Raw genomic sequence first — 24438 nt, 5'->3', positions numbered from 1 at the left:
ACGTCGGCGAGCGCAGACCGTTTCAGGCAGTGCCTAGAAGCGGGCGACCTTCAACGTCGCCGTACTCATATCGCCGGGCAGCTCGATGCGCCCCAGGTCATTGAAGTCGTCATCATAGATGGCGATATCGCTGGAGGCGCCGCCCAGATAGATCCGCGAGCCGTCGTAGGAGGTATTGATGACGTAGTAGGTGTGGTCGAGATCGATCACCTCGACGATCTCCCGGGTCTCGGCGTCCAGCTTGCTGAGCTGGGTATAGACGCCGTAGAAGGTGTCGCGATCGCGGGGATCGGAGACCATCGAGAAGATGATGAACTCGAAGGGGGCGATCTCCTTGTTCTCGGTCTCGCCGCTGGCCAGGTCGACCCGGCTGATGCCCCAGTGCCAGGCCTCGTTCGCCTCGCCGGGGTCCGCCGCCACCGTATAGGGACGCAGGAACTCGCCCGCCACCTCGCCGGTGGACCACATGGCCAGGGAGTCCGGGGGGCTGAAACCGGGACGCTCCCAGTGGCGGTTGGCGATGGCGACCTCGGTGTCGCCGGTCTCGGGGTCGACCCGATAGATATCCGCCCCGGCGAGATACAGGGCGCCGTCCTCGGCGGCGGCCATGGTGGTCACCTGGCGCGGCGCCGGGAAGGTGGCGATGGGCTCGGCATCGAGTCCCGCCGCGGTGTCATAGACCGCCAACTGCGGCGCCAGCACCTCGTAGCGATCGCGGTGCAGGCGCACCCGATCCTGCACGGTATAGAGGCGGCTGCCGTCGGGGCTGACCGCCAGCGACGCGAGCGCCTTGGCGCGCACGTCCCCCGTGGACTGGCGAGCGCGGAACACCTCCTCGCAGTTGGTCAGATCGATGCCCACCACGTCTTCCCAGCGGTTATGCAGCACATAGGCGGTGCGCTCGTCCGGGGAGAGCTGCAGGGTGCCGGAGCCGAAGTCGCCCTCCACGTCGCAACTGCGCACGATCTCCCGGGCCTCGGGATCGATCACATGCAGTTGGTTGGGGCGGGCCATGGTCACCAGGTACTCGCGCACCTCGTCGGCGCCGGCCGCCTCGGCCTCGGCGGTATCGACCAGCAGGGGCTGGGCGGCGAGGGCCAGCAGGCCCGCCAGGGTCAGGTTGAGTCGCTTCATCACAGGGCTCTCCATCACTGCTCGCCTCCCGGATAGACGCTGTCGAGCTTGCGCCAGTCGTCTTCGGCGCGATCGGCCCCCTGCCCCCAGTCGGGGTAGGTGTTCATGGTGTCCGGCACCTGGGCCGGCCACCAGCAGGGATCGGCGCAGCCGTAGAGGTCCGCCTCCATGGGCTGGCACAGGGAAGCCACGCCGCCGAAGGGGTCGACCTCCCAGCCCGGGTCGAAGCTGGAGGTACAGCCGGCGATGGTCTGCATGGCCTGGACCTCCTCCAGGGCCTCCGGAGTCGCCGCCCGCTCCATCTCGCGCGCCTTGCGGTTGAGGGGCGCCAGCCCCAGCTGGGTCATGCTCTTGTTGTTATCGCTGTGATGGTTCATGCGCTCTGCCTCCCGGCCAGGGGACCGTCGAGAAACTCCGGGTTATGACGCAGGATGCGCGCGTAGGCCTGGATGCCGAAATCGACCCAGTCGCGCATCAGGTCGCAGTAGTGGTAGGTGGGGGTCATGGGGTCGCCGTAGCGGGCATAGCTCTCGTGATAGCAGCCGCCGGAGCAGAGATTGCGGATCCGGCAGTCGCTGCAGCCGCGCTCGGAACGATCGCTCCTGGCCTCGATAAACTGCTTGAGGCCGGCGTGGTCGAGTCCCGCATCGACGTTGCCGAAGGTGGGCATCTCCGAACCGGTGAAGCGGTGGCAGAGATGCACGTCGCCTTGATGATCCACCGACACCAGCCCCAGGCCGGCGCCGCAGGGCACCGCCTTGCTGCGCCCTTCCCAGAGGTCGGTGAGCAACTGGTTGAAGTTGCCGAAGCCGATATCGCGGCCCTCGATGGCGGCGGCCACGGCGCGCTCGCCGAGCTCGACCATGCCGTCGAAGACCGTCTTGAGCTCCTCGCCGGTGAGGTTGTAGGCGGCCATGTCGCCGGAGGTGACCGGGGCGAAGCCCGCCTCGGCGAAGCCTAGCTCGTTGACCAGGTGATCGTGGATGCCGATCACGTCGGTGATGCCCCGGGTCAGGGTGACCCGGGCCCCCACCGGCCGCGAGCGGTAACCGGCCAGCAGCGGCTTGATGCGCTTGGCCACCAGGTCGTAGGTGCCCTGGCCGTTGACGGCGATGCGGTTCTTGTCATGGATCGCCTTGGGCCCGTCCATGCTCACCGTCAGGCCAAAGCGGTGAGCATCGAAGAAGGCGATCTTCTCCTCGTTGAGCAGGGTGGCGTTGGTGGTCAGGGTGAAGTCCACCGCCTTGCCGAGGCCGTGGATGCGTTGCTCGGCCCAGGCCACCACCTCGCGGATCAGCGGCATATTGCTGAGCGGCTCGCCGCCGAAGAAGACGATATTGTAGCGGTCGCGTTGCGGCGCCTCGCGCAGCATCATCTCGATGGAGGCCTGGGCGGTGGCCAGGTCCATCTTCTTGCCGTCCCGGGGGTTGTCCAGGTCTTCCTTGTAGCAGTAGCTACAGCTCAGGTTGCAGCCGGTGTTGACGTTGAGCACCACGGTGGAGAGCGGGAACTGCTCCACCTCGACGCTGGGGTTGTAGGCCTGCACCGCGCCGTCGGTGATCAGCTTCAGCGCCTTGAGCTGGGCCAGGCGCGCCTCGATGTCATCGCCGTCGGCGCGCCGGGTCAGTCGCGCCGGCAGGGCCCGACTATCGAGCCCCTCCCCGCGCCCGGCCAGCGCCAGCAGCTCCTCGCTCAGGGCGTCCGGGGCGAACAGGCTGGTGGTGGGGATATGAAACCACAGCGGCTGGCCTTCCACCTCCACCCGATGCAGGTTCTGGGGTATCGCTTGCAAGATTCCCATGATGATCTCCTGGTCCTGGTGTTAGCGCAGCGGCGGGTTGTTCCAGCGTTGCACGGTGACGATCAGTTGCGCCTCGTCCTGGACGGCTTCCTGTCCCTCGACGCTGGCGGTGACCCGCAGGTTGCCCACGCTATTGGCATTGAAGCGGCGCATGGGATTGGGACCGGCGCCGGCGGGGGTGAAGATGCCGGTGGCGGCGTCCATCACCCCGGCGTACTTGGCGTCCTCGTCGTGCTCGGCGATCTCGTCCCAGGGGGCGACGCTCCAGCGCACCGGCACCCGGCCCAGGGGAATGGCGGCCTCGCCCTCGCCCAGGTAGCCCAGGGCGCTGAACACGCCGCTGACCGGCGGGGTGGCCTGGTTGCCGACCCGCGCCACGCCGAGCGCCGGGCTGACCTCGAGACGATCCACGGCCTGATAGCCGGCCAGCAGGGTATCGGCGCCGACGTCGCCCACGGCCAGCGGCAGCCAGCCAGGCGTCAGGTCGGCGGCCGCCTCCACGTCGAGCACCAGGCGGTGGTCGCGGCGCTCGATCACCTCGCGCACACTGACGCCCTCGCCCAGGTCGATCTCGCCGTCGGCGAGGCCCTGGCCGAGCAGCACCAGGCGGCTTCGCGTGCCGGCCTTGAGGGATGCCGGCAGGCTGGCCGTCAGGCCAGGCGTGGCGGCCTCACGGGGCGCCATCTCGACCCGCATGCCGAAGGCGTCGTCGTGATCGTCGAAGATGCGCCCGGCGGGGCGCGCGTCGGAGAGGTCCAGCACCTGCCTGAAGTCGCGGCCATTGAGGCTGAGGTTGGCGCGCCATTCGTAGCCGGTATAGACGATGGCCTGCCCCTCGCCGTCGAGCTCCCGGCCATCGATAAAGGCGCCGTCCAGGGTCAGGGCATAGGCGTCCTCGCCCTCGGCGGCGGTGATGGTGACATCGGCATAGAAGTCGCCCTCGCCGGGCCAGTGGCCCCAGAGCTGCCAGTCCCCCGCCGGCTCCACGGCGTCCTGCGCCTGCCAGGCGTCCCAGGCCGCACTCTCCAGGCCCTGGGTCTCGGCCAGCCAGGGGGCGATCTCGTCCAGGGCGAGCTCGAACCAGTCGCGGTCCCGGGCCATGGCCTGGTACTCGATGGTCTGGAACTGGCCCACATGGAAGTGCACCAGGCGTTCCCACTCCTCCAGGGGACGGCGCTGCAGCTGGGCGCGGCCACCGGTATGGCAGCGAGCACACATCTCCTGGTAGCTGGGGTGGTCGAAGGACTCGATGCGGTTGAGGCGGCGTTCGATCAACGCACGCTGGGGGGCGCTCTCCTCGGGGGCCAGGCCCCGGGTATCGGCGAGAAACTTGACGATATCGCGGCGCGCCTCCAGGGGCAGCTCCAGGCCGTGCATGGTCTGCATCCGCGCGACGGTCATGTCCCAGCCTTCCGGGGTCTTGCGCTGGGCACTGATGCGGCTCCAGCCATTGTCGTCGCCACCCGCCTGGTGGCAACCGGAACAGTAGCGATCGATGGCCTGCTCGCCGGGGTCGGCGCCGGCCATCAGCGGGGTCGAGGCGATGGCCACCAGACAGAGGCCTCGCAGGGGGGACAGCGTTCTCAAGGCAATCTCTCCTCGTTGTTATTGTCAGGCACTGGGGGCCAGGGCCCGCCATATCAGGAGCTATGGAAGTTCCGGGCCATCGCCGATTTTTTATTGTTATATCAAGAAAATAGACTCTCTCTCAGGGAGGCAGTGATAGGCCACCTCCGGTCCCGGTGTCGCAGCCTGGGACAGTGTGAGCGTGCCGACTTGCGACGCCGGGGGCGAGCCACCTAGTAACGCACAACGCCGCCCCCGTGGCGACACGGGGGCGGCGTTGCGGAACCAGGATTCGCTGGCGAGGTGAGGCTTACTTCAGGCGTTCGAACACCGTGGCCACGCCCTGGCCCATGCCGATGCACATGGTCGCCAGGCCCAGGGTGGTGTCCTGCTGCTGCATCACGTTGAGCAGGGTGGTGCAGATGCGCGTGCCGGAGCAGCCCAGGGGGTGGCCGAGGGCGATGGCGCCGCCGTTGAGGTTGACCTTGTCGTCCATGGCGTCGCGCAGGCCCAGGTCCTTGAGTACCGGCAAGCCCTGGGCGGCGAAGGCCTCGTTGAGCTCCACGGTCTGGATGTCGTCGATGGTCAGGCCGGCGGCCTTGAGCGCCTGCTTGGAGGCGGGCACCGGGCCATAGCCCATGATGGAGGCATCGCAGCCGGCCACCCCGGTGGAGAGCACCCGGGCGATGGGTTCCAGGCCCAGGGCCTGGGCGCGCTCGTAGCTCATCACCGCCATGCCGGAGGCGCCCACGGAGAGCGCCGAGGAGGTGCCGGCGGTGACGGTGCCGCCACGCGGGTCGAAGACCGGCTTGAGCGCGGCCATCTTCTCCAGGCTGGCATCGGCGCGGATCACCTCGTCGCGTTCGACCAGGATCTTGAAGCCCCGCTCGTCGTGGCCCTCGACGCCGATGATCTCGTTGTCGAAGCGGCCCGCCTCGGCGGCGGCCTGGGCGCGCTGGTGGGAGCGCACGCCGAAGGCGTCCTGCTCCTCGCGGCCGATGCCATGCATCTTGCCCAGCAGCTCGGCGGTCAGGCCCATCATCATGGCGGCCTTGGCGGCGTGCTTGCTGACCGCCGGGTTGACGTCGACGCCATGCATCATGGAGACGTGCTCCATATGCTCGACGCCGCCCACCAGGTAGACGTCGCCCATGCCGGCGCGGATATTGGCGGCGGCGATATGCAGGGCGCTCATCGAGGAGCCACACAGGCGGTTGACGGTCTGCCCCGGCACGCTGCGCGGGATGCCGGTCAGGATGGCGGCGTTACGGGCGATGTTGTAGCCCTGCTCCAGGGTCTGGTTGACGCAGCCCCAGATGACGTCGTCGATCTCGGCGGGGTCGAGGCCCGGGGAGCGCGTCAGCAGCGCCTCCATGACGGCGGCGGAGAGGTTCTCGGCGCGCACGTGGCGGAAGGCGCCGTTCTTGGCCTTGGCCATGGCGGTACGCACGCCATCCACCACCACGACATCTCTCGGATTCAAGCTCATCTTCATTCTCCTTTCGGTGGTGGATCAGGCGTAGAAACGGCTGCCGTCGGCGGCCATCCGACGCAGGGTCTCGGTGGGGGCGTAGAGGGGCCCCAGTTCCTCGGCCAGGCGCTCGGCCTGGGCCACGAACTCGGCCACGCCCAGGGCGTCGATGTAGCGCAGGGCGCCGCCGCGGAACGGCGGGAAGCCGATGCCGTAGATCAGCGCCATATCGGCTTCCGCCGCACTGCCGACGATGCCGTCCTCCAGGCAGCGCACCGTCTCCAGGCACAGCGGCACCATCATGCGGGCGATGATCTCCTCGTCGGAGAGCTCACGGTGCTCCTTGGCCACTTCCTTGACCAGGGCGATGGCGGCTTCGTCCACCACCTTCTTCGGCTTGCCCTTCTTGTCCTCCTCGTAGGCGTAGAAGCCCTTGGCGTTCTTCTGGCCCAGGCGGTCATTCTCGAACATCAGCTGGATGGCGCTCTGGCTCTCCCCCTTAGCGCCACCGCCCAGGCTACCCATGCGCTCCGGGAAGCCCTCGGCCATCACCTCGCCGGCGTGTACGGCGGTGTCCATGCCCACCACGTCGAGCAGGTAGGCGGGGCCCATGGGCCAGCCGAACTTCTCCATCAGCTTGTCGACGCGCTGGAAGTCGGCGCCCTGCTTCATCAGCAGGCTGAAGCCACCGAAGTAGGGGAAGAGCACCCGGTTGACCAGGAAACCCGGGCAGTCGTTGACCACGATGGGGGTCTTGCCCATGGCCCGGGCATAGGCCACGGTGGCCGCCACGGCGGTACCCGAGGTCTTCTCGCCGCGGATCACCTCGACCAGGGGCATGCGGTGCACCGGGTTGAAGAAGTGCATGCCGCAGAAATTCTCGGGACGCTTGAGGTTCTGGGCCAGGCGATCGATGGAGATGGTCGAGGTGTTGGAGGTGAGGATGGTCGCCTCGTCCACCTGGTCCTCCAGCTCGGTGAGTACCGCCTCCTTGACCTTGGGGTTCTCGACCACCGCCTCGACCACCAGGTCGATGTGGCCGAAATCGCCGTAGGAGAGGGTCGGGCGAATATGGCTGAGCTTCTCGGCCATCTGCTCGGTGGTCAGCTTGCCGCGCTCCGCCTGCTTGGCGAACAGCTTGCGGGCCTCCTTGAGGCCCAGCTCCAGCGCCTCCTCCTTGATGTCCTTCATCAGGATGGGGGTGCCCTTGGAGGCGCTCTGGTAGGCGATGCCGCCGCCCATGATGCCGGCGCCCAGCACCGCGGCCTGGCGGATCGGCGCGACCTGCTGCGCGTACTTGCCGGCCTTCTTCTTGACCAACTGATCGTTGAGGAAGAGGCCCACCAGGTTGAAGCAGACGTCGGTCTTGGCCAGCTTGGCGAAGGCCTTGGCCTCGATGGCCTGGGCCCGCTCCCGGGACTCCCCGGCGCCCTTCTGGATCACCTTGATCGACTCCACCGGCGCCGGGTAGTGGGGCCCGGCCTTGCCGGCCACATAGCCCTTGGCGGTCTCGAAGGCCATCATCTGCTCGATGGGCCCGAGCTTGAGCGGCGAGGTCTTCTCGGCGCGGCGGGCCCGGTAGTCCAGCTCACCGCGGGCGGCACGCGTCAGCAGGTCCAGGGCCGCATCCTCGAGTTGATCCCCCGGCACCACCGCGTCCACGGCCCCCATCTTCAGGGCCGCCGCGGCCTTGTTCTCGGTGCCGCCGGCGATCCACTCGATGGCATTGTCGGCGCCGATCAGCCGCGGCAGGCGCACGCAGCCGCCCCAGCCCGGCAGGATGCCCAGCTTGGTCTCGGGCAGGCCCAGCCTGGCGGAGTCGGCCATCACCCGGTAATCGGTGGTCAGGGCCACCTCGCAGCCGCCGCCGAGGGCGATGCCGTTGATGGCGGTGACGGTGGGAAAGGGAAGATCCTCGATGGCATTGAAGATGGCATGGACCCGCTGGTTCATCTCCACCAGGAAGGCCTCATCCTTCTCGAAGACGCCGTGGAACTCGGTGATATCGGCGCCGACGATAAACACCTCCTTGGCGCTATCGATCACCAGCCCCTGGAGGTCGCTCTCGCCCTGCAGGGCCTTGACGGCCTCGCCCAGCTCCTCGATCACGGCAGCGGAGAGCTTATTGACGGACTCGTCCTTGAGGTCGAAGGTGAGTCGGGCGATCCCCTCGCCGTTCTTCGCCACCGTGATGGCATTGCCTTGATAAATCATCCACGTATCTCCACACAGGGTTGGATGCCGGAAGACGGTACGCATTCATACGACCGTTTGATTTTGCATTAGCTTGGGTCAGCTCGGGCGTCACGTCAAGCCCCCCTCTCTCGGCAGATGGTCGATACTGACTACGCCATCATTGCACCGGCTGTCGCCCGGCGGCGACTCCCTAACCCCGGCCGACCCTGCTAGCCTGCGCCGAGCGTTATTGCCACGAGGCCCGTGATGCCCGAACTCCCCGTCTCCCCAGCCCTCGGCACTCATCCACGCCTGCGGCGGCTGCAAGCCGGTATCGAAGCCTTGCTGATCCGGCTGCGGCCCTACCTCTGGGTCTGGCCGCCCATCGCCTTCGGCGCCGGGGTGCTGAGCTTTTTCCTGGTGGATCGCCAGCAGTGGCTGGGCGGGGTACTGGCCCTGGGCATGCTGCTGGCCTGGGGTCTGCTGCTCGGCGAGGGGCTGATCGGCCGCTGGCTGGCTCGCCGCGGCTACCCGACCCTGCCCCGGGGCGTCACCGCCTTCATCGCCCAGTTGATCCATCAGGAGACGCTATTCTTCTGCCTGCCCTTCCTGTTGGTCACTACCGTTTGGACTAGTGGCCAGGCGCTGTTCACCCTGCTGCTGATCGGCCTGGGGCTGCTGTCGATCATCGACCCCCTCTATTATCGGCTAGCCGGACGCCTGCGCTGGCTCTATTTCGCCTTCCACGCCCAGTGCGTCTTCGTGGTGGTGTTGGTGACTCTGCCGCTGCTGCTCTCCCTGACCACCGCCGAGAGCCTGGGCTATGCCCTGCTGGCCATGGTGGTCTTCGCCCTGCCGAGCCTCACCCATCTGCTGCAACCCAAGGGCTGGCGCAGTTGGCTGGCCCTGCTCGGGGTAGCGCTGGTGCTGGCCGGCGTCGCCTGGTCGGGGCGTGCCTGGGTGCCCACCGCCCACCTCTGGCTGACCGACAGCGCCCTGACCCCGGCGCTGGATCGCGACAGTCGCACCCCGGTGGGCGAGCTCGACCTGACCCCCGGGGCCCTGGCCCGCACCGGCCTCTACGCCTATACGGCGATTCGCGCGCCCCGCGGCCTGGAGGAGACCATCTACCACGAATGGCGCCACCGGGGCGAACTGCTCGACCGCATCCCCCTGACGGTGCGTGGCGGTCGCGAGGCGGGCTATCGGGCCTGGAGTCATAAGCTCAATTTTCCCGAGTCCTCCGACGGCGACTGGCGCATCGATATCGTCACCGGCTCCGGTCAGCGCCTGGGCAGCCTGCGCTTCAGGGTGGACGAGACGGGTGGCGAGCGAGCCGATGACGAGATCCGGCTGACCACGGACATTCCCGGGCTGGAATGGCGGCGCATGCTGCCGGGCGGGGCCCGCGACTAGCCCCGACAACGCACTTTCCACGCTGGCGGGCGCCGATAGCGGTGGCCGAGGCTTGCAAAGGGGGCGATGCCTCCGGACAATGCAACTATTAGCCTGCAAACACGACGTCTCATGCACCAGAATATCGGTTTCCGACTCTCTCGCCTGCCGCGCCTGTGGCGGGCCATCCTCGACCAGCGCCTGGCGCCCCTGGGCCTGACCCAGACCCGCTGGGTCACCCTCTATCATCTGTGGCGTCTCGGTGATGGCCAGCCCCAGTGCGACCTGGCCCGGGCCATCGGCGTGGAGGCCCCCTCGCTGGTGCGCACCCTGGATCAGCTCGCCGAGCAGGGCCTGGTGGAGCGTTGCCCCTGCGACCAGGATCGCCGCACCAAGCGTATCTACCTCACCGAGGCGGCCACGCCCCTGCTGCAGCAGATCGATGCGGTGGTGGCCGAGGCGCGCCAGGAGATGCTGGCGGGCCTCAGCGACGACGAGGTTTCTCAGCTCGATGGCCTGCTGGCGCGCATCGAGGAGAATGGCCTGCGGTTGCAGGGACGCGACGGCGACGCCTGACCCGGCCGATGGCCACAGATACGAAGGCGGCACCCCTGGGGTGCCGCCTTCGTCGTGTATGGCTAAGGCATCACGCCCGGGGCGTGGGCCGGGGGCGATCCGGGCGTCCCGCCAGTTGGTCGCGCAGGAAGAGGAAATCCTCCCGGTAGCTCAGGAAGCGTTCGGCGGTCTGGGACTCGTACCACCAGAGGGTTAGGGTATGCTCGTTGGACTCCAGCACCAGGGCGTCCTGGGGTAACCGCTCCAACAGGGCGAAGAGGCGCTCCCTAGCCGCCTCCGGCAAGGGCCGCAACGGCTCGGTGCGCCAGCGCCAGCCGGCGTGACAGGGCTTGAGCGACTCCCCCGACTCGCTGTCGCGCACCAGCACGAAGGTCGGGCCGGGACGCTCCTGGGGGTAGCGCCAGCGATAGGCGGGCATCGCCTTGTCGGTATCATGCAGCGGCGGCACCTCCAGCTTCACCTCCACCCCCGCCTTGATCACGGCATTGCGCAGGCCGGCCACCCGCTTCTGGCGGGGACTGGGCTTGAGCCACATCACCGGCGATACCACCAGCGCCAGCGCCAAGAGAATGATTAGCCAGGTCATCGACTGCCTCACTGAATGTCACGAAACGTTGATATAAGTCGTTGTTCCCGATGCGCTACAGCGCCTAGAGTAGGGGTATCAGCCCCTGTTGCCCGCGAGGAATCCCATGAGCAACGAATATCGTCATATCCTGGTCGCCGTCGATCTGACCAAGGATTCGCACAAGGTCCTGGAGCGCGCCCTGCCCATCGCCGAGCGCAACCAGGCCAAGCTCTCCATCATGCACACCCTGGAGCCGCTGGGCTTCGCCTATGGCGGCGATATCCCCATGGATCTCACCAGCATCCAGGACCAGCTCGACGAGCATGCCAAGCAGCGCCTGGCGGAAATCGCCGACCCCCACCAGGTGCCCAAGGAGAACCAGCACGTGGTGGTGGGCATGCCCGATACCGAGATCCACCGCTTCGCCGAGGAGCATGACGTGGACCTGATCGTGGTGGGCTCCCATGGACGCCACGGCTTCGCCCTGCTGCTGGGTTCTACCTCTACCGGGGTGTTGCACGGCGCCCGCTGCGATGTGCTGGCGGTGCGGGTTGGTAAGAAGGGGGAAGAGAGCGACGAGTAACGGAAGCACTGATTGACTGCTGCGCTCGATATCCTGGCCGCCGGCGGTGCTCGGAATCCTCATGTAGCGAGCTACACTCCGGTTCCTGCGCTCCGGCGGCGACCAGCCTCTCTTCGCTCGCGACGCCAATCAGCACTTCCTCGTCTTTATTGTGATTCCCCGGCGGCGAGCGCCTCCAACTCCATCCACCGCTCCATGGCCTCGTCCAGTTCCGCCTGCTTGGCGCCCATCGCCTCCAGGGTCGCGGTGACCCGGGTGGCCTCCTGCTGGTAGAAGTCGGGATCGCCCACCTTGGCCTCGAACTCGGCCACCTCGGCTTCCAATTGCTCGATACGCGCCGGCAGGCCGTCGAGTTCCCGCTGCAGCTTGTAGGAAAGCTTGGCGGGCTTCTTGGCGGCGGGCTTGGCCGCCTTCTGGGGCGCCGCCGCCTCGACGCTATCGGCCACCGGCTCGGCCCGCTGACGCGCCGCCCCCTCCCAGGGCGCCGGCGGCAGCTTGCCACCCTGGCGCACCCAGTCGCTATAGCCGCCCACGTACTCGCGTACCCGGCCGTCGCCCTCGAAGGCCAACACCCCGGTCACCACGTTGTCCATAAAGGTTCGGTCGTGGGAGACCAGCAGCAGGGTCCCGTCGAAATCGAGCAGCAGCTCCTCGAGCAGCTCCAGGGTCTCCACGTCCAGGTCGTTGGTGGGCTCGTCCAGCACCAGCACATTGGCCGGCTGGGTAAACAGCTTGGCCAGCAGCAGGCGATTGGACTCGCCGCCGGAGAGCACCTTGACCGGCTGGCGAGCCCGGTCCGGGGTGAACAGGAAGTCCTGGAGGTAGCTGATCACATGGCGATCCTTGCCCCCCACCGTGACCCGGTCGCTGCCCTGGGCCACGTTGTCGTAGACGCTCTTGTCCATCTCCAGGCCGGCACGCAACTGATCGAAGTAGGCCACCTTGAGGTTGGTGCCAAGGCGCACCTGCCCCTCGCTGGGCGCAAGCTCGCCGAGCAGGATCTTCAGCAGGGTGGTCTTGCCGGCGCCGTTGCGACCGATAAAGCCGATGCGATCGCCGCGCTGGATCTCCAGGGAGAGGTCATGGATCACCGTCTCGTCGCCGAAGCGCTGGGTGACATTGACCAGCTCCACCACCCGCTTGCCGGTGCGCTCGCCGCTGTCCACCGAGAGGTTGGCGGTGCCCTGGCGCTCGCGGCGCTGGCCGCGCTCGCGACGCATCTGCTCCAGCGCCCGGACCCGCCCCTCGTTACGGGTCCGCCGGGCCTTGATGCCCTGACGAATCCACGCCTCTTCCTGGGCCAGCTTCTTGTCGAACTCGGCGTTCTCCTTGGCCTCCACCTCCAGCTCATGGGCCTTCTGGGCCTGATACTTGGCATAGTCCCCGGGGTAACGGCCAAGGCGCCCGCGGTCGAGCTCGAGGATGCCGGTGGCCAGCCGCGACAGGAAGGCGCGGTCGTGGGTGATAAAGAGCACGGCGCCATTGAAGGCCAGCAGTTGCTCCTCCAGCCAGGCGATGGTGTCCAGGTCCAGGTGGTTGGTGGGCTCGTCGAGCAGCAGCAGGTCGGGGTCGGCCACTAGGGCCCGGGCCAGGGCCACGCGGCGCCGCCAGCCCCCGGAAAGCGAGGTCATCGGGTCGTCCGCCGGCAGGCCCAGGCGGGTGAGGATCACATCGATACGCTGGTTGAAGGACCAGCCATCGATGGCCTCCAGTTGGGTCTGCAGGGTCGCCATGCGCTTCATGTCCGGGTCGTCCTGCTGCACCAGGTGGTGATACTCGGCGAGCAGGCTACCGGCCTCGGGCAGGCCCTGGGCCACCACGTCGAAGATGGTCTCCCCGGAGGCCACCGGCAGGTCCTGGGCCAGCACCCCCACCTTGAGGCCCGGCGCCCGCCAGAGGGTGCCGCCGTCGGGGAGGATCTCCCCGGAGACCAGCCTAAGCAGGGTCGACTTACCGGTGCCGTTGCGGCCCACCAGGGCCAGGCGCTCGCCCTTCTCCAGCACCAGCTCGGCGCCGTCGAGCAACACCTGGGGGCCATAGGCGAGCTGCAGCTGTTCCAGACGTAACAGGGTCACACGCAATCCTCATCGAATCGGCAAAGGCGCTAGTGTAACGCATGGCCGAGGTCGGGTGGGCTTGGTTACACTAGGCGCCCGCTCAGCAAGGAGACTCTGGCCTTGGCCGACTTCGATGACGTTCTGCCCGAGGCGCTGCGCCGGCGCGCGCCGACGCCGCTGGTGGACATTGGCGCCAACCTGACCCATGAGAGCTTCGCCCGCGACCGGGAGGCGGTGATTGCGCGTGCCCGGGCGGCCAATGTCACCACCCTGATCCTCACCGGCACCGACCGGGAGCATGCCGAGCAGGCGGTGGCCCTGGCTCGCGAGATCCCCGGCTGCTATGCCACCGCGGGGGTCCACCCTCACGATGCCAGCCGCTGGAATGGCGAGCTGGCGGCCGCCATGGCGGCACTCCATGCTCAGCCCGAGGTGGTGGCGGTGGGCGAGTGTGGCCTCGACTTCAACCGCAACTTCTCCACCCCCGCCGAACAGGAGCGCGCCTTCGAGGCGCAGCTGCAACAAGCCGCCGAGGGCCGCCTGCCGCTGTTTATCCACGAGCGGGATGCCGGGCGGCGCATGACCGAGATGCTGACCCACTGGCGGGACGATATCCCCCAGGCGGTGGTGCACTGTTTCACCGGCGAGCGGGCCACCCTGCACGGCTACCTGGACCTCGACCTGCATATCGGCCTGACCGGCTGGATCTGCGACGAGCGGCGCGGCCACCACCTGCGCGAGCTGGTGCGAGACATCCCCGCCAGCCGCCTGATGCTGGAGACCGACTGCCCTTACCTGCTGCCGCGCAACCTGCCCGCCAAGCTCAAGGGCCGGCGCCACGAACCGGCGCTGCTACCCTTTATCCTGGACGAAATCGCCCACTGGCGCGGCGAGACGCCAAGAGCCCTGGCCGAGGCCACCAGCGCCACGGCCCGCGCCTTCTTTGCCCTGCCCCAGCCCGAAGAGGAATCCTGAAGATGGCCGATTTTCCTGGCTTTATCGCCGTCGAGACCGGAGAGGAAGGCGGCCTGCCCCTGGCCATCGCCTGGAGCCTGCCCGATGGGCAGGTCAAGCACACCCTGATCCAGCCCGACGACAGCTGGCTGCATGACGAACTCGTCGCCCTGGGAGATTACAGCCTGGAGGAGCTGGAGGGACTCGGCGTCAGCCCCCTCGACGTGATCCGCGAGCTGGAGAATGACCACTTCAGCGAGACCCTGCTGACCGCCGGGGTCAGCGACGACGAATCGGCCCTGGCCCGGCTCTTCGATGCCTTCGGCCTCGACCCCTTCGTGGAGCTGGCCCCGGCGGAGTCGCTCTACCCCGACCTGCCCAGCGGCGAGTGGTTTCGCCTGCGCAATGAGCTGTTCGGCGAGCTGGGCCTGGAGCCACTGCGCGCCGACCAGGAGGTGCAGGTGATGCTGGCCCTGCATCAGCGCCTGTGTGAGGAGGACTGAGGGACCGACAAGGCGGTGGCGCTGCAAAACCGCGGCACCCCGCCGCTAGGCGGGTAGCGCCGCGGGAGCCAGCATCGCTCGCCCACGGGCGATCGCCGCCCCGAGTGACTGGCCCTGGCGATAATAGGCCGTCAGGGCCTCCCGGAAGGCCGCGGCGCGACGCGGCAGCCCCTCCTCGAGATAGCGTGCGGCCCGCGCCGCCACCCGCGCCTGAAAGGCCTCGCGATCCACCGCCACCTCCCCCAGGTTGTCGACGCTGACATGGAAGTCGCGGCCGGCCGCCGCGGCGAACAGCGACTCCAGCGCCTGGGGCGCCACCTCCACCGCCTCGAAGGCGCGCTGCTGCTCGGCATCGCGGCCATCGGGCAGGTACCAATAGCCGTAGTCCTCCTGCTGGCGCCGCCTGGCCCCGGCGATGCACCAGTGGCTGATCTCGTGCAGGGCGCTGGCATAGAAGCCCCGGGCGAAGATCACCCGGTGGTACGGACAGTCCGCATCCGCGGGGCGATAGAGGGGCTCGTCGCCGCCGCGCACCAAGCGGGTCGCATAGGTGTCGGCGAAGAGCCCATCGAACAGGGCGATCACGTCGTCGAGGCGGTGCTCCACGGTCTCTCCTCGGCTGGCAAATGGGCCCCATTATAGGGATCGGAGGCGGCGACGAATATCCTCGGCTATTGCTAGACTAGGGGCCTTGCCCGAATGGACAGGCGTCCCAGCAGACGCCTCGCTGAAAGGAGTACGCCCTTGGCACCTCATGCCTCATCCCTGCTGGCCACCAGCCGGCGGGAGACTTCGCTATTGATGCGTCTCGCCCTGCCGATCTGCGGCGCCCAGCTGGCCCAGGCCGGCATGGGGGTCACCGACGTGATGATGACCGGGCGCCAGAGCGCCACCGACCTGGCCGCGGTGTCGGTGGGGTCGAGTCTGTGGATGCCGTTGATGCTGTTCATGACCGGCACCCTGATGGGGCTCACCCCCATCGTCGCCCAGTTGCTGGGGGGCGGGCGCCAGGCGCGCATTCGTCCCAATGTGCATCAGGCCCTGTGGGTGGCGCTCGCCCTGGGGCTGATCGCCGCGCTGCTGCTGTGGTTCACGGTGATGCCGATCTTCCGCCTGATGGGGGTTCCCGAGGGGGTAGCGGAACTCTCGGCGAGCTACCTCTCGGCGGTGGCCTTCGGCATGCCCGGGGTGGCGCTCTTCCAGGCCCTGCGCGCCTTCTCCGACGGCATGAACCATACCCGCCCCTCCCTGACCATCAGCCTGGTGGGCCTGGGGGTCAATATCCCCAGCAATTTCGTGCTGATCTACGGCGGGGCCGGCCTCACCGGGCTGTTCGGCGACTGGCTGCCGGCACCGATCCAGCAACTACCGGCACTCGGCGCCTGGGGCTGCGGCATCGCCACGGCGCTCTCCATGTGGACCATGGGGCTAGCCATGTGCCGTTACACTCGGCGCAGCCAGACCCTCGGCGCGATCGAGCTCTGGCGCACCCCCACCCCGCCGAGCTGGCACCTGATCCGCCAGCTGCTGGTGGTGGGGCTGCCCATCGGCGTGGCGATCTTCGTCGAGGTGACCCTCTTTACCCTGATCGCCCTCTTCGTGGCCAGCTTCGGCGAGGTCACGGTGGCGGCTCACCAGGTGGCCCTCAACTTCACCTCGATACTCTTTATGCTGCCCCTGTCGCTGGGCATGGCACTGACGGTGCGGGTCGGCAATACCCTGGGGACCGGCAACCTGCGGGGGGCACGCTTCGTGGCCTGGAACGGCATCGCCGTGTGCCTGGGGATCGCGCTGTTCAACAACCTGATCATCTGGTTCGGCGCGGAACCGGTGATCGCCCTTTACACTCACAATGTCGAGGTACAGCGCCTGGCCCTCTCGCTGGTGGTACTGGCCATGCTCTATCAGGTTTCGGACTCGCTGCAGGTGACCATGGCCGGCGCCCTGCGCGGCTACAAGGACACCCGCATCATCATGGTGATCACCCTGATCTCCTATTGGCTGGTGGGGCTAGCCGGCGGCCACTGGCTGGGCACCCGGGGCCTCGGCCAGTGGGTCGCACCTCTGGGGGTGCACGGCTACTGGATCGGCCTGGTGGCCGGCCTGAGTGTGGCGGCCCTGCTGCTGGGCTGGCGTCTTCAGGCGATCAGCCGGGCCGTCAGCGAGGGACGACGCCATGTGGCACAAAGCGACTAGACTCGTCACCCTGCTGGCCGGCCTGCTGTTGGCCGGCTGCGACCGTCAGGGTGCCAGCGACGCCCTACTGGTGGATTACCAGCGCCGGCTGGCCGAGGCGCTGGCCACGGCGCCCCCATCGCCGGCCTCTCCGGACAATATTCCGGCCTTCCCCGCCCCGGACGAGCGTCTCTTCGAGATCCCCGAGACACGCGAGGGCCTCCTCGCCGTGCATGCCCTACGGCGCTGCCATATCACCACTCTGGTGGCGCAGCGCAATAGCGCCCTGGGCCGCGTTGCCCCACCCAGCCAGCGCTGGCATTACGAACTGGAACTGTGGCGCCGACTGGCCGCCTGCCGGGACAGCGAGGTGGCCGAGGCCCTCGACGAACCCGACCGGGCACGCCTCGAACGCCTCGCCGCCATCAAGGGCGAGCAACTGGCCCGGGTCAGCTGGAATGCCCTGCTCGGCTCCAGCGAATGGGTGGGCAACTTCTCCCGTGCCAGCCGCCCCCTGACACCGCGGGGCGTCGATGACCTGGCCCCTTACCTGGCCGCCCTCGACTACCTAGAGACCGCGACCCGCAACCAGTTCAATCCCGATTGGCGGCTCGATACCGCCATCCTGGAGGGCCATCTCCAGACGCTGCAGGAGAGCCCGCTCAGTGCGCGGCTGCTGCGCACCCTGATGCTCGCTAACCAACGCCTGGCCGAAACCAATGCCCTGCTCGCCACCCGATTGCGCCAGGGCGCCGCCTGCGAGCGTCGCGAAACCCTGCGGCGGGTCGACGAGGAGCAGCTCACCGCTCGCGTTCGGCCCTTTCTCGCCACCCTGGCGACCCAGGCCGAGGCCTGGTTCGGCGCCCTAGGACGGCTCTATGACGCCCATGAGGTGGCCCGCGCCCCGATCCGCGACTATCACCGACGCTGGTTCTCCCTGGAGGCGCCCGCCACCCCCTGGGCCGAGTTCCAGGCGGCCCTTGCCCACCATCGGGCGCTCTGGGCACGGCTCCGCGAGGCCTGTGGACTGGATCAAGGGGCTTAACTTTCCACTGGCGACTGTGCTAATAGTGAACCGAGGCGCTTCGCGGGCGACCCGCTAGTCGACCCGATGCCGTGACCACGCCGTGCAAGGAGGGTAATCATGGGTATCCCACTGTCCCCCCGCTCCGCCCAGGTCATCGACCTGGAGACCATGCGACAACGGCAACTGGCCAAGCGCCGATTGCTACGCCTGTGCCCCGAGCTCGACGGCCTGGAGATGCTCTATCGCCTGGCCTCGGACCCCGACACCCTCTACGGCATGCCCTTGCTGGCCTGGGGCCTGCGCGAGGATGGCGAAATCGTGGGCCTGGTGCCCTGGATGGAGGCCCTGACGCCCTGCCATGCCCTCGACGACCCCGAGCATGGCCACTTCGTCGGCTATCGCGACCCGGAGACCGAGGAGATCTTCCACAGTCCCCCGGAACACAAGGTCTTCGAGCTCGAGCATGCCGCCGCCTATTTCGACTATGAAGAAACCGGCGAGACCACCCTGATCCAGCAGCTCCCCGACAACCAGGGCACCCACGCCCTGTGCATGGATGACGACGACAACCCCTGGCAGCTCAAGCAAGTGTTCGGCTGGCGGCTCTACAGCAACGGCGAGGTGGAGGCCCTACTGGTGGACGAGAACCGCGTCACCGCCACCCCAGTGCTGATGGGCGATGACTGTCTCTATCCGGGACATAGCCGTCACCGGGTGGTCTATTTCTTCCAGCGGGTGATCGCCAATCGCATCAAGGAGGAGGATCCGGCGACCCTCGAGGCGCTGGCATTGATGGTAGCCAAGTAACCGTGAGGCGGCGTTTACGCCGCCCCATGGCGCAGCCTCAACCCAGGCGGATAAGATAGGTGTAGGTATCGTCCTGCTCGGACTGGTGGATCAGCTCGTGGCCCAGGAAGCTACAAAACTTGGGGATATCCCGAGTGGTGGCGGGATCGGTCGCGGTCACCGCCAGTACCTCCCCGGGTTGCATGTCGCGAACCCGATTGTGCATCAACATGATCGGCTCGGGGCAGTAGAGCCCGCTGGTGTCCAGATGCGCATCCGCCTTGGGCAGGTCGTTGGCAGTATCGGCCATGAGTATCCTCGAACGTCGTCGCCGGCTCGGCCAGCCGGCTAGGGAGCAGTCACATGATCAAGATCATCATCGAGCGCCGGATCATGCCGGGGCTCGAAGAAGAATACGATGCCGCGGCCAGGGAAGCCATGCGCGCCGTCATCAATGCCCGCGGCTTCATCGCCGGTGAGAGCCTACGCGAACGCCGCCACCCGGAGCACCGCCTGCTGATCACCCAGTGGCGCGATCTGAGCGCCTGGCGCGACTGGCAGAACAGCACCGAACGTGAGCGCGTGATGCAGCATATCCTGCCGCTGCTCACCGAAGACGAGCATATTCGCATCTACGAGCATTACTGAGGGCGGCTCTCCGCGGCCACGCACTCAGTCCAGCAACTGGACATGTACCGTCACCTCTTCCCGGTCATGGTAGAGGTGACGGCAACGCAGCTCGGCCCTTACCCCGGCCTCGCCGAGGCTCGCCTCGAGATGCGCCAGGCAGCGTGCCACCTCCTGCCAGCGCCGTTTCATCGGCAGCTTGAGATTGAACACCGCCTCGCGACACCAGCGCCGCACCAGCCAGCGCTCGATCATCGCCATGACGCGGGCCGGCTTGTCGACGATATCGCAGACCAGCCAGTCCAGCCGCCCCGGCGGCTCCCAGACGAAGCCATCCTCACGCAGGTGCTCCACCTGGCCGCTGGCCATCAACGCCTTGTCCATGGGGCCGTTATCGATGGCATAGACATGCATGCCGCGGGCCACCAGCTGATAGGTCCAGCCGCCGGGGGCGGCGCCGAGATCCGCCGCCTGCATGCCCTCATGGAGCCGCGCCGGCCACTCTTCCCGGGGCACGAAACAGTGCCAGGCCTCTTCCAGCTTGAGGGTCGAGCGGCTCGGCGCCGCCTTGGGGAAACGCAACCGCACGATACCGCCAGGGTGCTCGCTGCGGTTGCCGGGAAAGCTGATCCCCAGTTGCACCGCATCCCCCGCCGTCCATAACAGGTGCAGGCGCCGCCCGCCGGCCTTGCGCCGCAGGGCGCCGCGCTTTCTGAGCAGCGACGTCAGGGGACGATCCAGCGCCTTGCTAAGCCCCACCAAGGCCTTGCCGTCGTTGGTGTCCGGCGTCTCATGCCAGATCGACTCGAAGCTCCAGACACTGGCCTGGACCTGTTCGAGAATCGGCGATAGACGATCCTCCCGCGAGAGTCCCACCAAAGGCGGCAACGCCACCAAGGACTGGCGGGCGAAGACCAGGCCGGCCAGGGGCAGGTCACGATGCAACCCATTGACCGGCGCCTCGCCGGCGACGCGAAAATCGACCACGCCACCATTGGCAACGAAGGCGGCCTCGCCGCCCCACCCCAGGGTGGCGGCCTTGTCGCTGACCTCGGCGGCCAGATCATGCTCGAAACCGGGACGACACAAGAGCAGCAGGTGCTGGGGAATCACGTTGATCTCCTGTTGTGGGGCCGCCAAGTCTAAGCGCCCATCGCCATCGCGTCGAGGTCATTCCCGCGAGGCGCGGGACTGCTTGAGCGCCTCGATGTCCTGCAGCTGCACGTTCAGGGCATTGGTCGAGATGGTGACCTCCCACAGGGAGTAGATCAGCGAGACCGAGAGGCTCAGCAAGCTGATGCCGAACAGCACCATGCCGAGCATCTCCAGGGAGAGAAAGAGCGCGAACATCGACAGGGTACAGAGCAGGAAGCTCAGCACCCCGGCCAGTTGCATGCGCTTGGTGAGGCTGATGCGCTGACGCAGCATCAGGATCTGACGTGCCGCCACCTCATGGTGCTGGTCTCGCTCCTCGTCGGCCAACTTGCGGATCAACTGCGCCAGGGTCAGGAAACGATTGGTATAGGCGAGCAGCAGCAGCGAAATGGCCGGAAACAGCAGGGCCGGGGTAGTCAGGGTCACGAGGGTCTCCAACGCCGACGAGTGACGCCGGTAGTCTATCAGAGACGGCTCACTCGAGGCACTTCGTTAAATAACCGTCTATGAATTATCATTAATGCCCCGAATTAGTGCAGATAAATTCGACAATTTGAAGTGATTTTGCCTCATATTCACGACCTTTTTCCGTATAACCCATGCAGTTGCTGCATAAGGGTGCATTGCATTATATTGGTGCGCGACGTGGAAGGATTTTTCATAACGATAGCGGCCCCCATGCGGTCGCATATTTTTAGCGCCATCAACAGGACACCCCCATGCCCTATGTACACGACACCCTGGAGCGCCTGAAACGCACCAGCCCCGCCCAGACCGAGTTCTACCAGGCCGCCGAGGAGGTTCTCGACAGCCTGCGCCCCCTGCTCGACCAGGACCCCCACTACCATGATCACAGCATCATCGAGCGCATCGTCGAGCCCGAGCGCCAGATCATGTTCCGGGTCTGCTGGCAGGACGACAGCGGCAAGGTGCGCGTGAACAAGGGCTATCGCATCCAGTTCAACTCCGCCCTGGGCCCCTACAAGGGCGGCCTGCGCTTCCACCCCAGCGTCAACGCCGGCATCATCAAGTTCCTGGGCTTCGAGCAGATCTTCAAGAATGCCCTGACCGGCCTACCCATCGGCGGCGGCAAGGGCGGCTCGGACTTCGACCCCAAGGGCAAGTCCGACGCCGAGATCATGCGCTTCTGCCAGGCATTCATGACCGAGTTGCACCGCCATATCGGCCCGACCACCGACGTGCCCGCCGGGGACATCGGCGTCGGCGGTCGCGAGATCGGCTACCTGTTCGGCCAGTACAAGCGCCTGACCGGCCGCTACGAGGGCGTACTGACCGGCAAGGGCCTCGACTGGGGCGGCTCCCTGGGACGCAAGGAAGCCACCGGCTATGGCGCGGTCTACTTCGCCCAGAACATGCTGGCGGCCCGCGGTGACACCCTGAGCGGCAAGACCTGCCTGGTATCGGGCGCCGGCAACGTGGCCATCTACACCATCGAGAAGCTCTATCAACTGGGCGCCCTGCCGGTGACCTGTTCCGATTCTCAGGGCAGCATCCATGACCCCGCCGGCATCAAGCTCGAGACCCTCAAGCTGCTCAAGGAGGTCAAGCGCACCTCCCTGCGCGAGTACGTCGAGCATCATCCGGATGCCACCTATATCGATGCCCGCGACTACCCGTCCGATGGTCACGCGGTATGGCGCATTCCGGGCGAGATCGCCTTCCCCTCGGCCACCCAGAACGAAGTGACCGAGGCGGATGCCGAGACGATGCTGGCCAATGGCGTTCGCGCCATCAGCGAAGGCTCCAACATGGCCTCCACCGCCGGCACCGTGGATCGCTTCCTCGACGCCCGCATCGACTACGGCCCCGGCAAGGCCGCCAATGCCGGCGGCGTGGCCACCAGTCAGTTGGAGATGGCCCAGAACAGCAGCATGCAGCAGTGGAGCCTCGAGAAGGTGGACGAGAAGCTGCAATCCATCATGGCGGATATCTATCAGCGTTGCGCCGACACCGCCAAGGAGTTCGGTCAGCCCCATAACCTGGTGCTGGGGGCGAACATTGCCGGTTTCCGCAAGGTGGCCGACGCCATGATCGACCAGGGCGTGGGCTAACCAAAACGCCCCTCCCAAACGCAAGACGCCCGGCCAATGGCCGGGCGTCTTGCGTTATCTCTTCGCTCACGTCAATGATCGCTCAGGATGCCCTGCTCGCGGGCCATGGCCAGGGCCGCCTGGGGCCCCGTCCAGAGTGACGGCAGTAGCACCAGGGAGACCGGGATGGCGGTGATCACGATAAACTGCTGCAGGGCACCGATCTGGCCGGCCCCCATGTAGAGCAGGATCGCCGCCATCAGCGCCATGGCGATGCCCCAGAAGGCGCGCACCAACGGGCTCGGTGCATCATGACCGGTGGCTACGACCGAGATCGAGTAGCTCATGGAATCGCCGGTGGTGGCCACGAAAATGGAGGTCAGCAGCAGGATCGCCAGGGCCATCCCGGTCCCCCCGGGCAGGGCCTGGGCCACGGTCAGGGTCGCCACGTCGAACTGGAAGTTATTCAAGGCCTCGGTAAGATCGATGGCGCCACTCAGCTGATAGTGAATGCCCGAGCCCCCCAGCAAGGTGAACCAGACGGTGGTGGCGATAGGGGCCAACACCGCCACGGCTAGGATCATCTGGCGAATGGTGCGCCCCCGGGAGATACGCGCCACGAAGATCGCCATCAGCGGCCCGTAACCGATGAACCAGGCGAAGAAAAACACCGTCCACCACTGCATCCACCAGGCCGGTGCCGTCTCCGCGGTCATGGTGGCCATGGTGAAGAAGGAGGTGACATAAGTCCCCATGCTCTGGGTATAGGTATTGATCAGGAACAGCGTCGGCCCGAACAGGAAGATCACCAGGGCAATCGCCAGGGCCAAGAGGACATTGAAGCGACTCAATAGCTGAATCCCGCGCTGAATGCCGCTCATCGCCGACGCCACATAAATACTGGCCAGCACGGCGAGGATAATCAACTGGGTGCCATACCCTTGGGAGATCCCCACCAGCTCATGCAAGCCGAAGCTGACTTGCGTTGCCAGGAAGCCGATCGGTCCCACGGTCCCCGCCACTACGGCGATCACGCAGCAGGCATCCACCACCCCGCCCAAGGGACCCCGCATCAGGCGCTCGCCGAGGATGGGCTCCAGCAGGGTGCGCGGTTGCAGCGGGAGCCCACGAACATAGTGGGCATGAGCCAGCACCACGGCGGTCAAGGATCCCAGCACCGCCCAGGCCAGGAAGCCCCAGTGCATAAAGGATTGTGCCAGGGCACCACTTACCGCTTCGGCACTGCCCGCCTCGGTCTCGAAGGCCGGCGGCGTGACCACCAAGTGATAGATGGGCTCACCGGCGGCGAAGAATACCCCTCCCCCGGCCAGCAGGGTACACATGATGATCGACAGCCACTTGAAGGTACTCAGCTCCGGGGTGTCGAGATTTCCCACCCGGGCGCGGGCCGCCGGCGAGAGAGCCACCCCGATCGCCACGAAGAAGGTCGCCAGCAGTAGCAGTTGGAAATAGGAGCCCAACACCTTCGCCGTCCAGGCAAAACCGGTCGCGATAGCGCCGGCCACACCCTCGATATCGTAGAGGGAAGCACCGACGAAGAGCACGATAAAGCCAATGCTCAGGCCGAGTACCAGGGGGTCTCCCAGGGACGGGCGTATGCCGGTCTCCGCGGAAGAGGAAGTCTCGATTTGTGAACGGGACATGCCGTCGGTTTTCTCCATCAGGTTGGGAAGCCATAAAAAAACCCAGCCTCGTTAGAGCTGGGTTGCTTTCGATAAAACGTGTCGACATAGGATCGGGCCAACGTGGACGACTGGCCGATATAAGGACGCCACCAAATGACGCCAATCTCGGTCGAGAGTTATTTAGCCCT

23 protein-coding genes are annotated in these 24438 nt (G+C 66.8%); 10 read left to right on the top strand and 13 right to left on the bottom strand.

The window, feature by feature from the left end; all coding sequences use genetic code 11:
• Positions 1 to 33: 33 nt before the first annotated feature.
• The 6 genes from peaD to fadB all read right to left on the bottom strand — a co-directional run bounded on the left by peaD (position 34) and on the right by fadB (position 8186).
• A complete protein-coding gene (gene peaD / locus HPA02_RS09010) occupies positions 34 to 1134 on the bottom strand; it encodes a quinohemoprotein amine dehydrogenase subunit beta (RefSeq protein ID WP_244945896.1) in 1101 nt (366 codons plus the stop codon).
• 14 nt (positions 1135 to 1148) lie between these two features.
• Positions 1149 to 1511, bottom strand: a complete 363-nt coding sequence (gene qhpC / locus HPA02_RS09005) for a quinohemoprotein amine dehydrogenase subunit gamma (RefSeq protein ID WP_222593983.1) — start codon at positions 1509 to 1511, stop codon at positions 1149 to 1151.
• On the bottom strand, positions 1508 to 2935 hold the full coding sequence (gene peaB / locus HPA02_RS09000) for a quinohemoprotein amine dehydrogenase maturation protein (RefSeq protein ID WP_146802851.1): 1428 nt from the start codon (positions 2933 to 2935) through the stop codon (positions 1508 to 1510). Before peaB ends, qhpC begins: the two co-directional genes overlap by 4 nt.
• 21 nt (positions 2936 to 2956) lie before the next feature.
• Positions 2957 to 4522 (bottom strand): quinohemoprotein amine dehydrogenase subunit alpha, encoded by a 1566-nt coding sequence (gene peaA / locus HPA02_RS08995; protein WP_146802850.1) that lies wholly within the window; start codon positions 4520 to 4522, stop codon positions 2957 to 2959.
• A 289-nt stretch (positions 4523 to 4811) separates the two neighbouring features.
• On the bottom strand, positions 4812 to 5990 hold the full coding sequence (gene fadA / locus HPA02_RS08990; protein ID WP_146802849.1) for an acetyl-CoA C-acyltransferase FadA: 1179 nt from the start codon (positions 5988 to 5990) through the stop codon (positions 4812 to 4814).
• Between the two features lie 24 nt (positions 5991 to 6014).
• Complete coding sequence (fadB, locus tag HPA02_RS08985; protein WP_146802848.1) at positions 6015 to 8186, bottom strand: fatty acid oxidation complex subunit alpha FadB; 2172 nt, start codon at positions 8184 to 8186, stop codon at positions 6015 to 6017.
• 228 nt (positions 8187 to 8414) lie between these two features.
• On the opposite strand from fadB, the gene HPA02_RS08980 reads away from it, so the two are divergent.
• On the top strand, positions 8415 to 9563 hold the full coding sequence (locus HPA02_RS08980; RefSeq protein WP_146802847.1) for a DUF5924 family protein: 1149 nt from the start codon (positions 8415 to 8417) through the stop codon (positions 9561 to 9563).
• A gap of 111 nt (positions 9564 to 9674) precedes the next feature.
• A complete protein-coding gene (gene slyA / locus HPA02_RS08975; RefSeq protein ID WP_146802846.1) occupies positions 9675 to 10118 on the top strand; it encodes a transcriptional regulator SlyA in 444 nt (147 codons plus the stop codon).
• Positions 10119 to 10188: 70 nt separating this feature from the next.
• Here slyA and HPA02_RS08970 read toward each other — a convergent pair whose 3' ends face one another.
• On the bottom strand, positions 10189 to 10704 hold the full coding sequence (locus HPA02_RS08970; protein ID WP_146802845.1) for a preprotein translocase subunit YajC: 516 nt from the start codon (positions 10702 to 10704) through the stop codon (positions 10189 to 10191).
• Between the two features lie 106 nt (positions 10705 to 10810).
• Here HPA02_RS08970 and HPA02_RS08965 point away from each other — a divergent pair, with 106 nt between their 5' ends.
• On the top strand, positions 10811 to 11269 hold the full coding sequence (locus HPA02_RS08965) for a universal stress protein (protein WP_146802844.1): 459 nt from the start codon (positions 10811 to 10813) through the stop codon (positions 11267 to 11269).
• A 146-nt stretch (positions 11270 to 11415) separates the two neighbouring features.
• Here the strand turns inward: HPA02_RS08965 and HPA02_RS08960 are convergent, their stop codons facing one another.
• Positions 11416 to 13344, bottom strand: a complete 1929-nt coding sequence (locus HPA02_RS08960; RefSeq protein WP_146802843.1) for an ATP-binding cassette domain-containing protein — start codon at positions 13342 to 13344, stop codon at positions 11416 to 11418.
• 96 nt (positions 13345 to 13440) lie between these two features.
• On the opposite strand from HPA02_RS08960, the gene HPA02_RS08955 reads away from it, so the two are divergent.
• Together HPA02_RS08955 and HPA02_RS08950 are read left to right on the top strand one after the other, a co-directional pair.
• Positions 13441 to 14301, top strand: a complete 861-nt coding sequence (locus HPA02_RS08955) for a TatD family hydrolase (protein ID WP_146802842.1) — start codon at positions 13441 to 13443, stop codon at positions 14299 to 14301.
• Between the two features lie 2 nt (positions 14302 to 14303).
• Entirely contained in the window at positions 14304 to 14783 is a 480-nt protein-coding gene (locus tag HPA02_RS08950; protein ID WP_146802841.1) for a hypothetical protein, read from the top strand.
• A gap of 45 nt (positions 14784 to 14828) precedes the next feature.
• Here the strand turns inward: HPA02_RS08950 and HPA02_RS08945 are convergent, their stop codons facing one another.
• The gene (locus HPA02_RS08945) at positions 14829 to 15389 is read right to left on the bottom strand and encodes an elongation factor P hydroxylase (protein WP_146802840.1); all 561 of its coding nucleotides are present in this window, start codon (positions 15387 to 15389) and stop codon (positions 14829 to 14831) included.
• Positions 15390 to 15584: 195 nt separating this feature from the next.
• Here HPA02_RS08945 and HPA02_RS08940 point away from each other — a divergent pair, with 195 nt between their 5' ends.
• From HPA02_RS08940 to HPA02_RS08930, 3 genes are all read left to right on the top strand, one after another.
• Positions 15585 to 16979, top strand: a complete 1395-nt coding sequence (locus tag HPA02_RS08940; RefSeq protein ID WP_232341194.1) for an MATE family efflux transporter — start codon at positions 15585 to 15587, stop codon at positions 16977 to 16979.
• Positions 16960 to 18003, top strand: coding sequence for a DUF3080 family protein (locus HPA02_RS08935; RefSeq protein ID WP_146802838.1), 1044 nt, complete (start codon positions 16960 to 16962; stop codon positions 18001 to 18003). The genes HPA02_RS08940 and HPA02_RS08935 overlap by 20 nt, the downstream gene beginning before the upstream one ends.
• Positions 18004 to 18102: 99 nt before the next feature.
• Positions 18103 to 18792, top strand: a complete 690-nt coding sequence (locus tag HPA02_RS08930) for a hypothetical protein (protein WP_146802837.1) — start codon at positions 18103 to 18105, stop codon at positions 18790 to 18792.
• Between the two features lie 37 nt (positions 18793 to 18829).
• Here the strand turns inward: HPA02_RS08930 and tusA are convergent, their stop codons facing one another.
• Positions 18830 to 19081 (bottom strand): sulfurtransferase TusA, encoded by a 252-nt coding sequence (tusA, locus tag HPA02_RS08925; protein WP_146802836.1) that lies wholly within the window; start codon positions 19079 to 19081, stop codon positions 18830 to 18832.
• 53 nt (positions 19082 to 19134) lie between these two features.
• Between tusA and HPA02_RS08920 the strand changes: the two genes are divergently transcribed.
• Entirely contained in the window at positions 19135 to 19419 is a 285-nt protein-coding gene (locus HPA02_RS08920; protein ID WP_146802835.1) for an antibiotic biosynthesis monooxygenase family protein, read from the top strand.
• A gap of 24 nt (positions 19420 to 19443) precedes the next feature.
• On the opposite strand, the gene rlmM is transcribed toward HPA02_RS08920, so the two are convergent.
• Together rlmM and HPA02_RS08910 are read right to left on the bottom strand one after the other, a co-directional pair.
• On the bottom strand, positions 19444 to 20517 hold the full coding sequence (gene rlmM / locus HPA02_RS08915) for a 23S rRNA (cytidine(2498)-2'-O)-methyltransferase RlmM (protein WP_371832423.1): 1074 nt from the start codon (positions 20515 to 20517) through the stop codon (positions 19444 to 19446).
• A 51-nt stretch (positions 20518 to 20568) separates the two neighbouring features.
• On the bottom strand, positions 20569 to 20979 hold the full coding sequence (locus HPA02_RS08910) for a DUF2721 domain-containing protein (protein ID WP_146802833.1): 411 nt from the start codon (positions 20977 to 20979) through the stop codon (positions 20569 to 20571).
• 293 nt (positions 20980 to 21272) lie between these two features.
• On the opposite strand from HPA02_RS08910, the gene gdhA reads away from it, so the two are divergent.
• The gene (gdhA, locus tag HPA02_RS08905) at positions 21273 to 22625 is read left to right on the top strand and encodes an NADP-specific glutamate dehydrogenase (RefSeq protein ID WP_146802832.1); all 1353 of its coding nucleotides are present in this window, start codon (positions 21273 to 21275) and stop codon (positions 22623 to 22625) included.
• 71 nt (positions 22626 to 22696) lie between these two features.
• Here gdhA and HPA02_RS08900 read toward each other — a convergent pair whose 3' ends face one another.
• Complete coding sequence (locus HPA02_RS08900; RefSeq protein WP_146802831.1) at positions 22697 to 24268, bottom strand: BCCT family transporter; 1572 nt, start codon at positions 24266 to 24268, stop codon at positions 22697 to 22699.
• Between the last annotated feature and the right edge of the window lie 170 nt (positions 24269 to 24438).

Source organism: Bisbaumannia pacifica (assembly GCF_007989625.1).
GTDB classification, from domain to species: domain Bacteria; phylum Pseudomonadota; class Gammaproteobacteria; order Pseudomonadales; family Halomonadaceae; genus Bisbaumannia; species Bisbaumannia pacifica.
The sequence above is the reverse complement of the archived record's forward strand: the minus strand, read 5'-3'. Positions and strand labels throughout refer to the sequence as shown.

Coding starts and splice junctions, on each gene's coding strand:
- peaD (WP_244945896.1), bottom strand. CDS start 1,134: ATGAAGCGACTCAACCTGACCCTGGCGGGCCTGCTGGCCCTCGCCGCC.
- qhpC (WP_222593983.1), bottom strand. CDS start 1,511: ATGAACCATCACAGCGATAACAACAAGAGCATGACCCAGCTGGGGCTG.
- peaB (WP_146802851.1), bottom strand. CDS start 2,935: ATGGGAATCTTGCAAGCGATACCCCAGAACCTGCATCGGGTGGAGGTG.
- fadA (WP_146802849.1), bottom strand. CDS start 5,990: ATGAGCTTGAATCCGAGAGATGTCGTGGTGGTGGATGGCGTGCGTACC.
- fadB (WP_146802848.1), bottom strand. CDS start 8,186: ATGATTTATCAAGGCAATGCCATCACGGTGGCGAAGAACGGCGAGGGG.
- HPA02_RS08980 (WP_146802847.1), top strand. CDS start 8,415: ATGCCCGAACTCCCCGTCTCCCCAGCCCTCGGCACTCATCCACGCCTG.
- slyA (WP_146802846.1), top strand. CDS start 9,675: ATGCACCAGAATATCGGTTTCCGACTCTCTCGCCTGCCGCGCCTGTGG.
- HPA02_RS08970 (WP_146802845.1), bottom strand. CDS start 10,704: ATGACCTGGCTAATCATTCTCTTGGCGCTGGCGCTGGTGGTATCGCCG.
- HPA02_RS08965 (WP_146802844.1), top strand. CDS start 10,811: ATGAGCAACGAATATCGTCATATCCTGGTCGCCGTCGATCTGACCAAG.
- HPA02_RS08950 (WP_146802841.1), top strand. CDS start 14,304: ATGGCCGATTTTCCTGGCTTTATCGCCGTCGAGACCGGAGAGGAAGGC.
- HPA02_RS08940 (WP_232341194.1), top strand. CDS start 15,585: ATGCGTCTCGCCCTGCCGATCTGCGGCGCCCAGCTGGCCCAGGCCGGC.
- HPA02_RS08935 (WP_146802838.1), top strand. CDS start 16,960: ATGTGGCACAAAGCGACTAGACTCGTCACCCTGCTGGCCGGCCTGCTG.
- HPA02_RS08930 (WP_146802837.1), top strand. CDS start 18,103: ATGGGTATCCCACTGTCCCCCCGCTCCGCCCAGGTCATCGACCTGGAG.
- tusA (WP_146802836.1), bottom strand. CDS start 19,081: ATGGCCGATACTGCCAACGACCTGCCCAAGGCGGATGCGCATCTGGAC.
- HPA02_RS08920 (WP_146802835.1), top strand. CDS start 19,135: ATGATCAAGATCATCATCGAGCGCCGGATCATGCCGGGGCTCGAAGAA.
- gdhA (WP_146802832.1), top strand. CDS start 21,273: ATGCCCTATGTACACGACACCCTGGAGCGCCTGAAACGCACCAGCCCC.
- HPA02_RS08900 (WP_146802831.1), bottom strand. CDS start 24,268: ATGTCCCGTTCACAAATCGAGACTTCCTCTTCCGCGGAGACCGGCATA.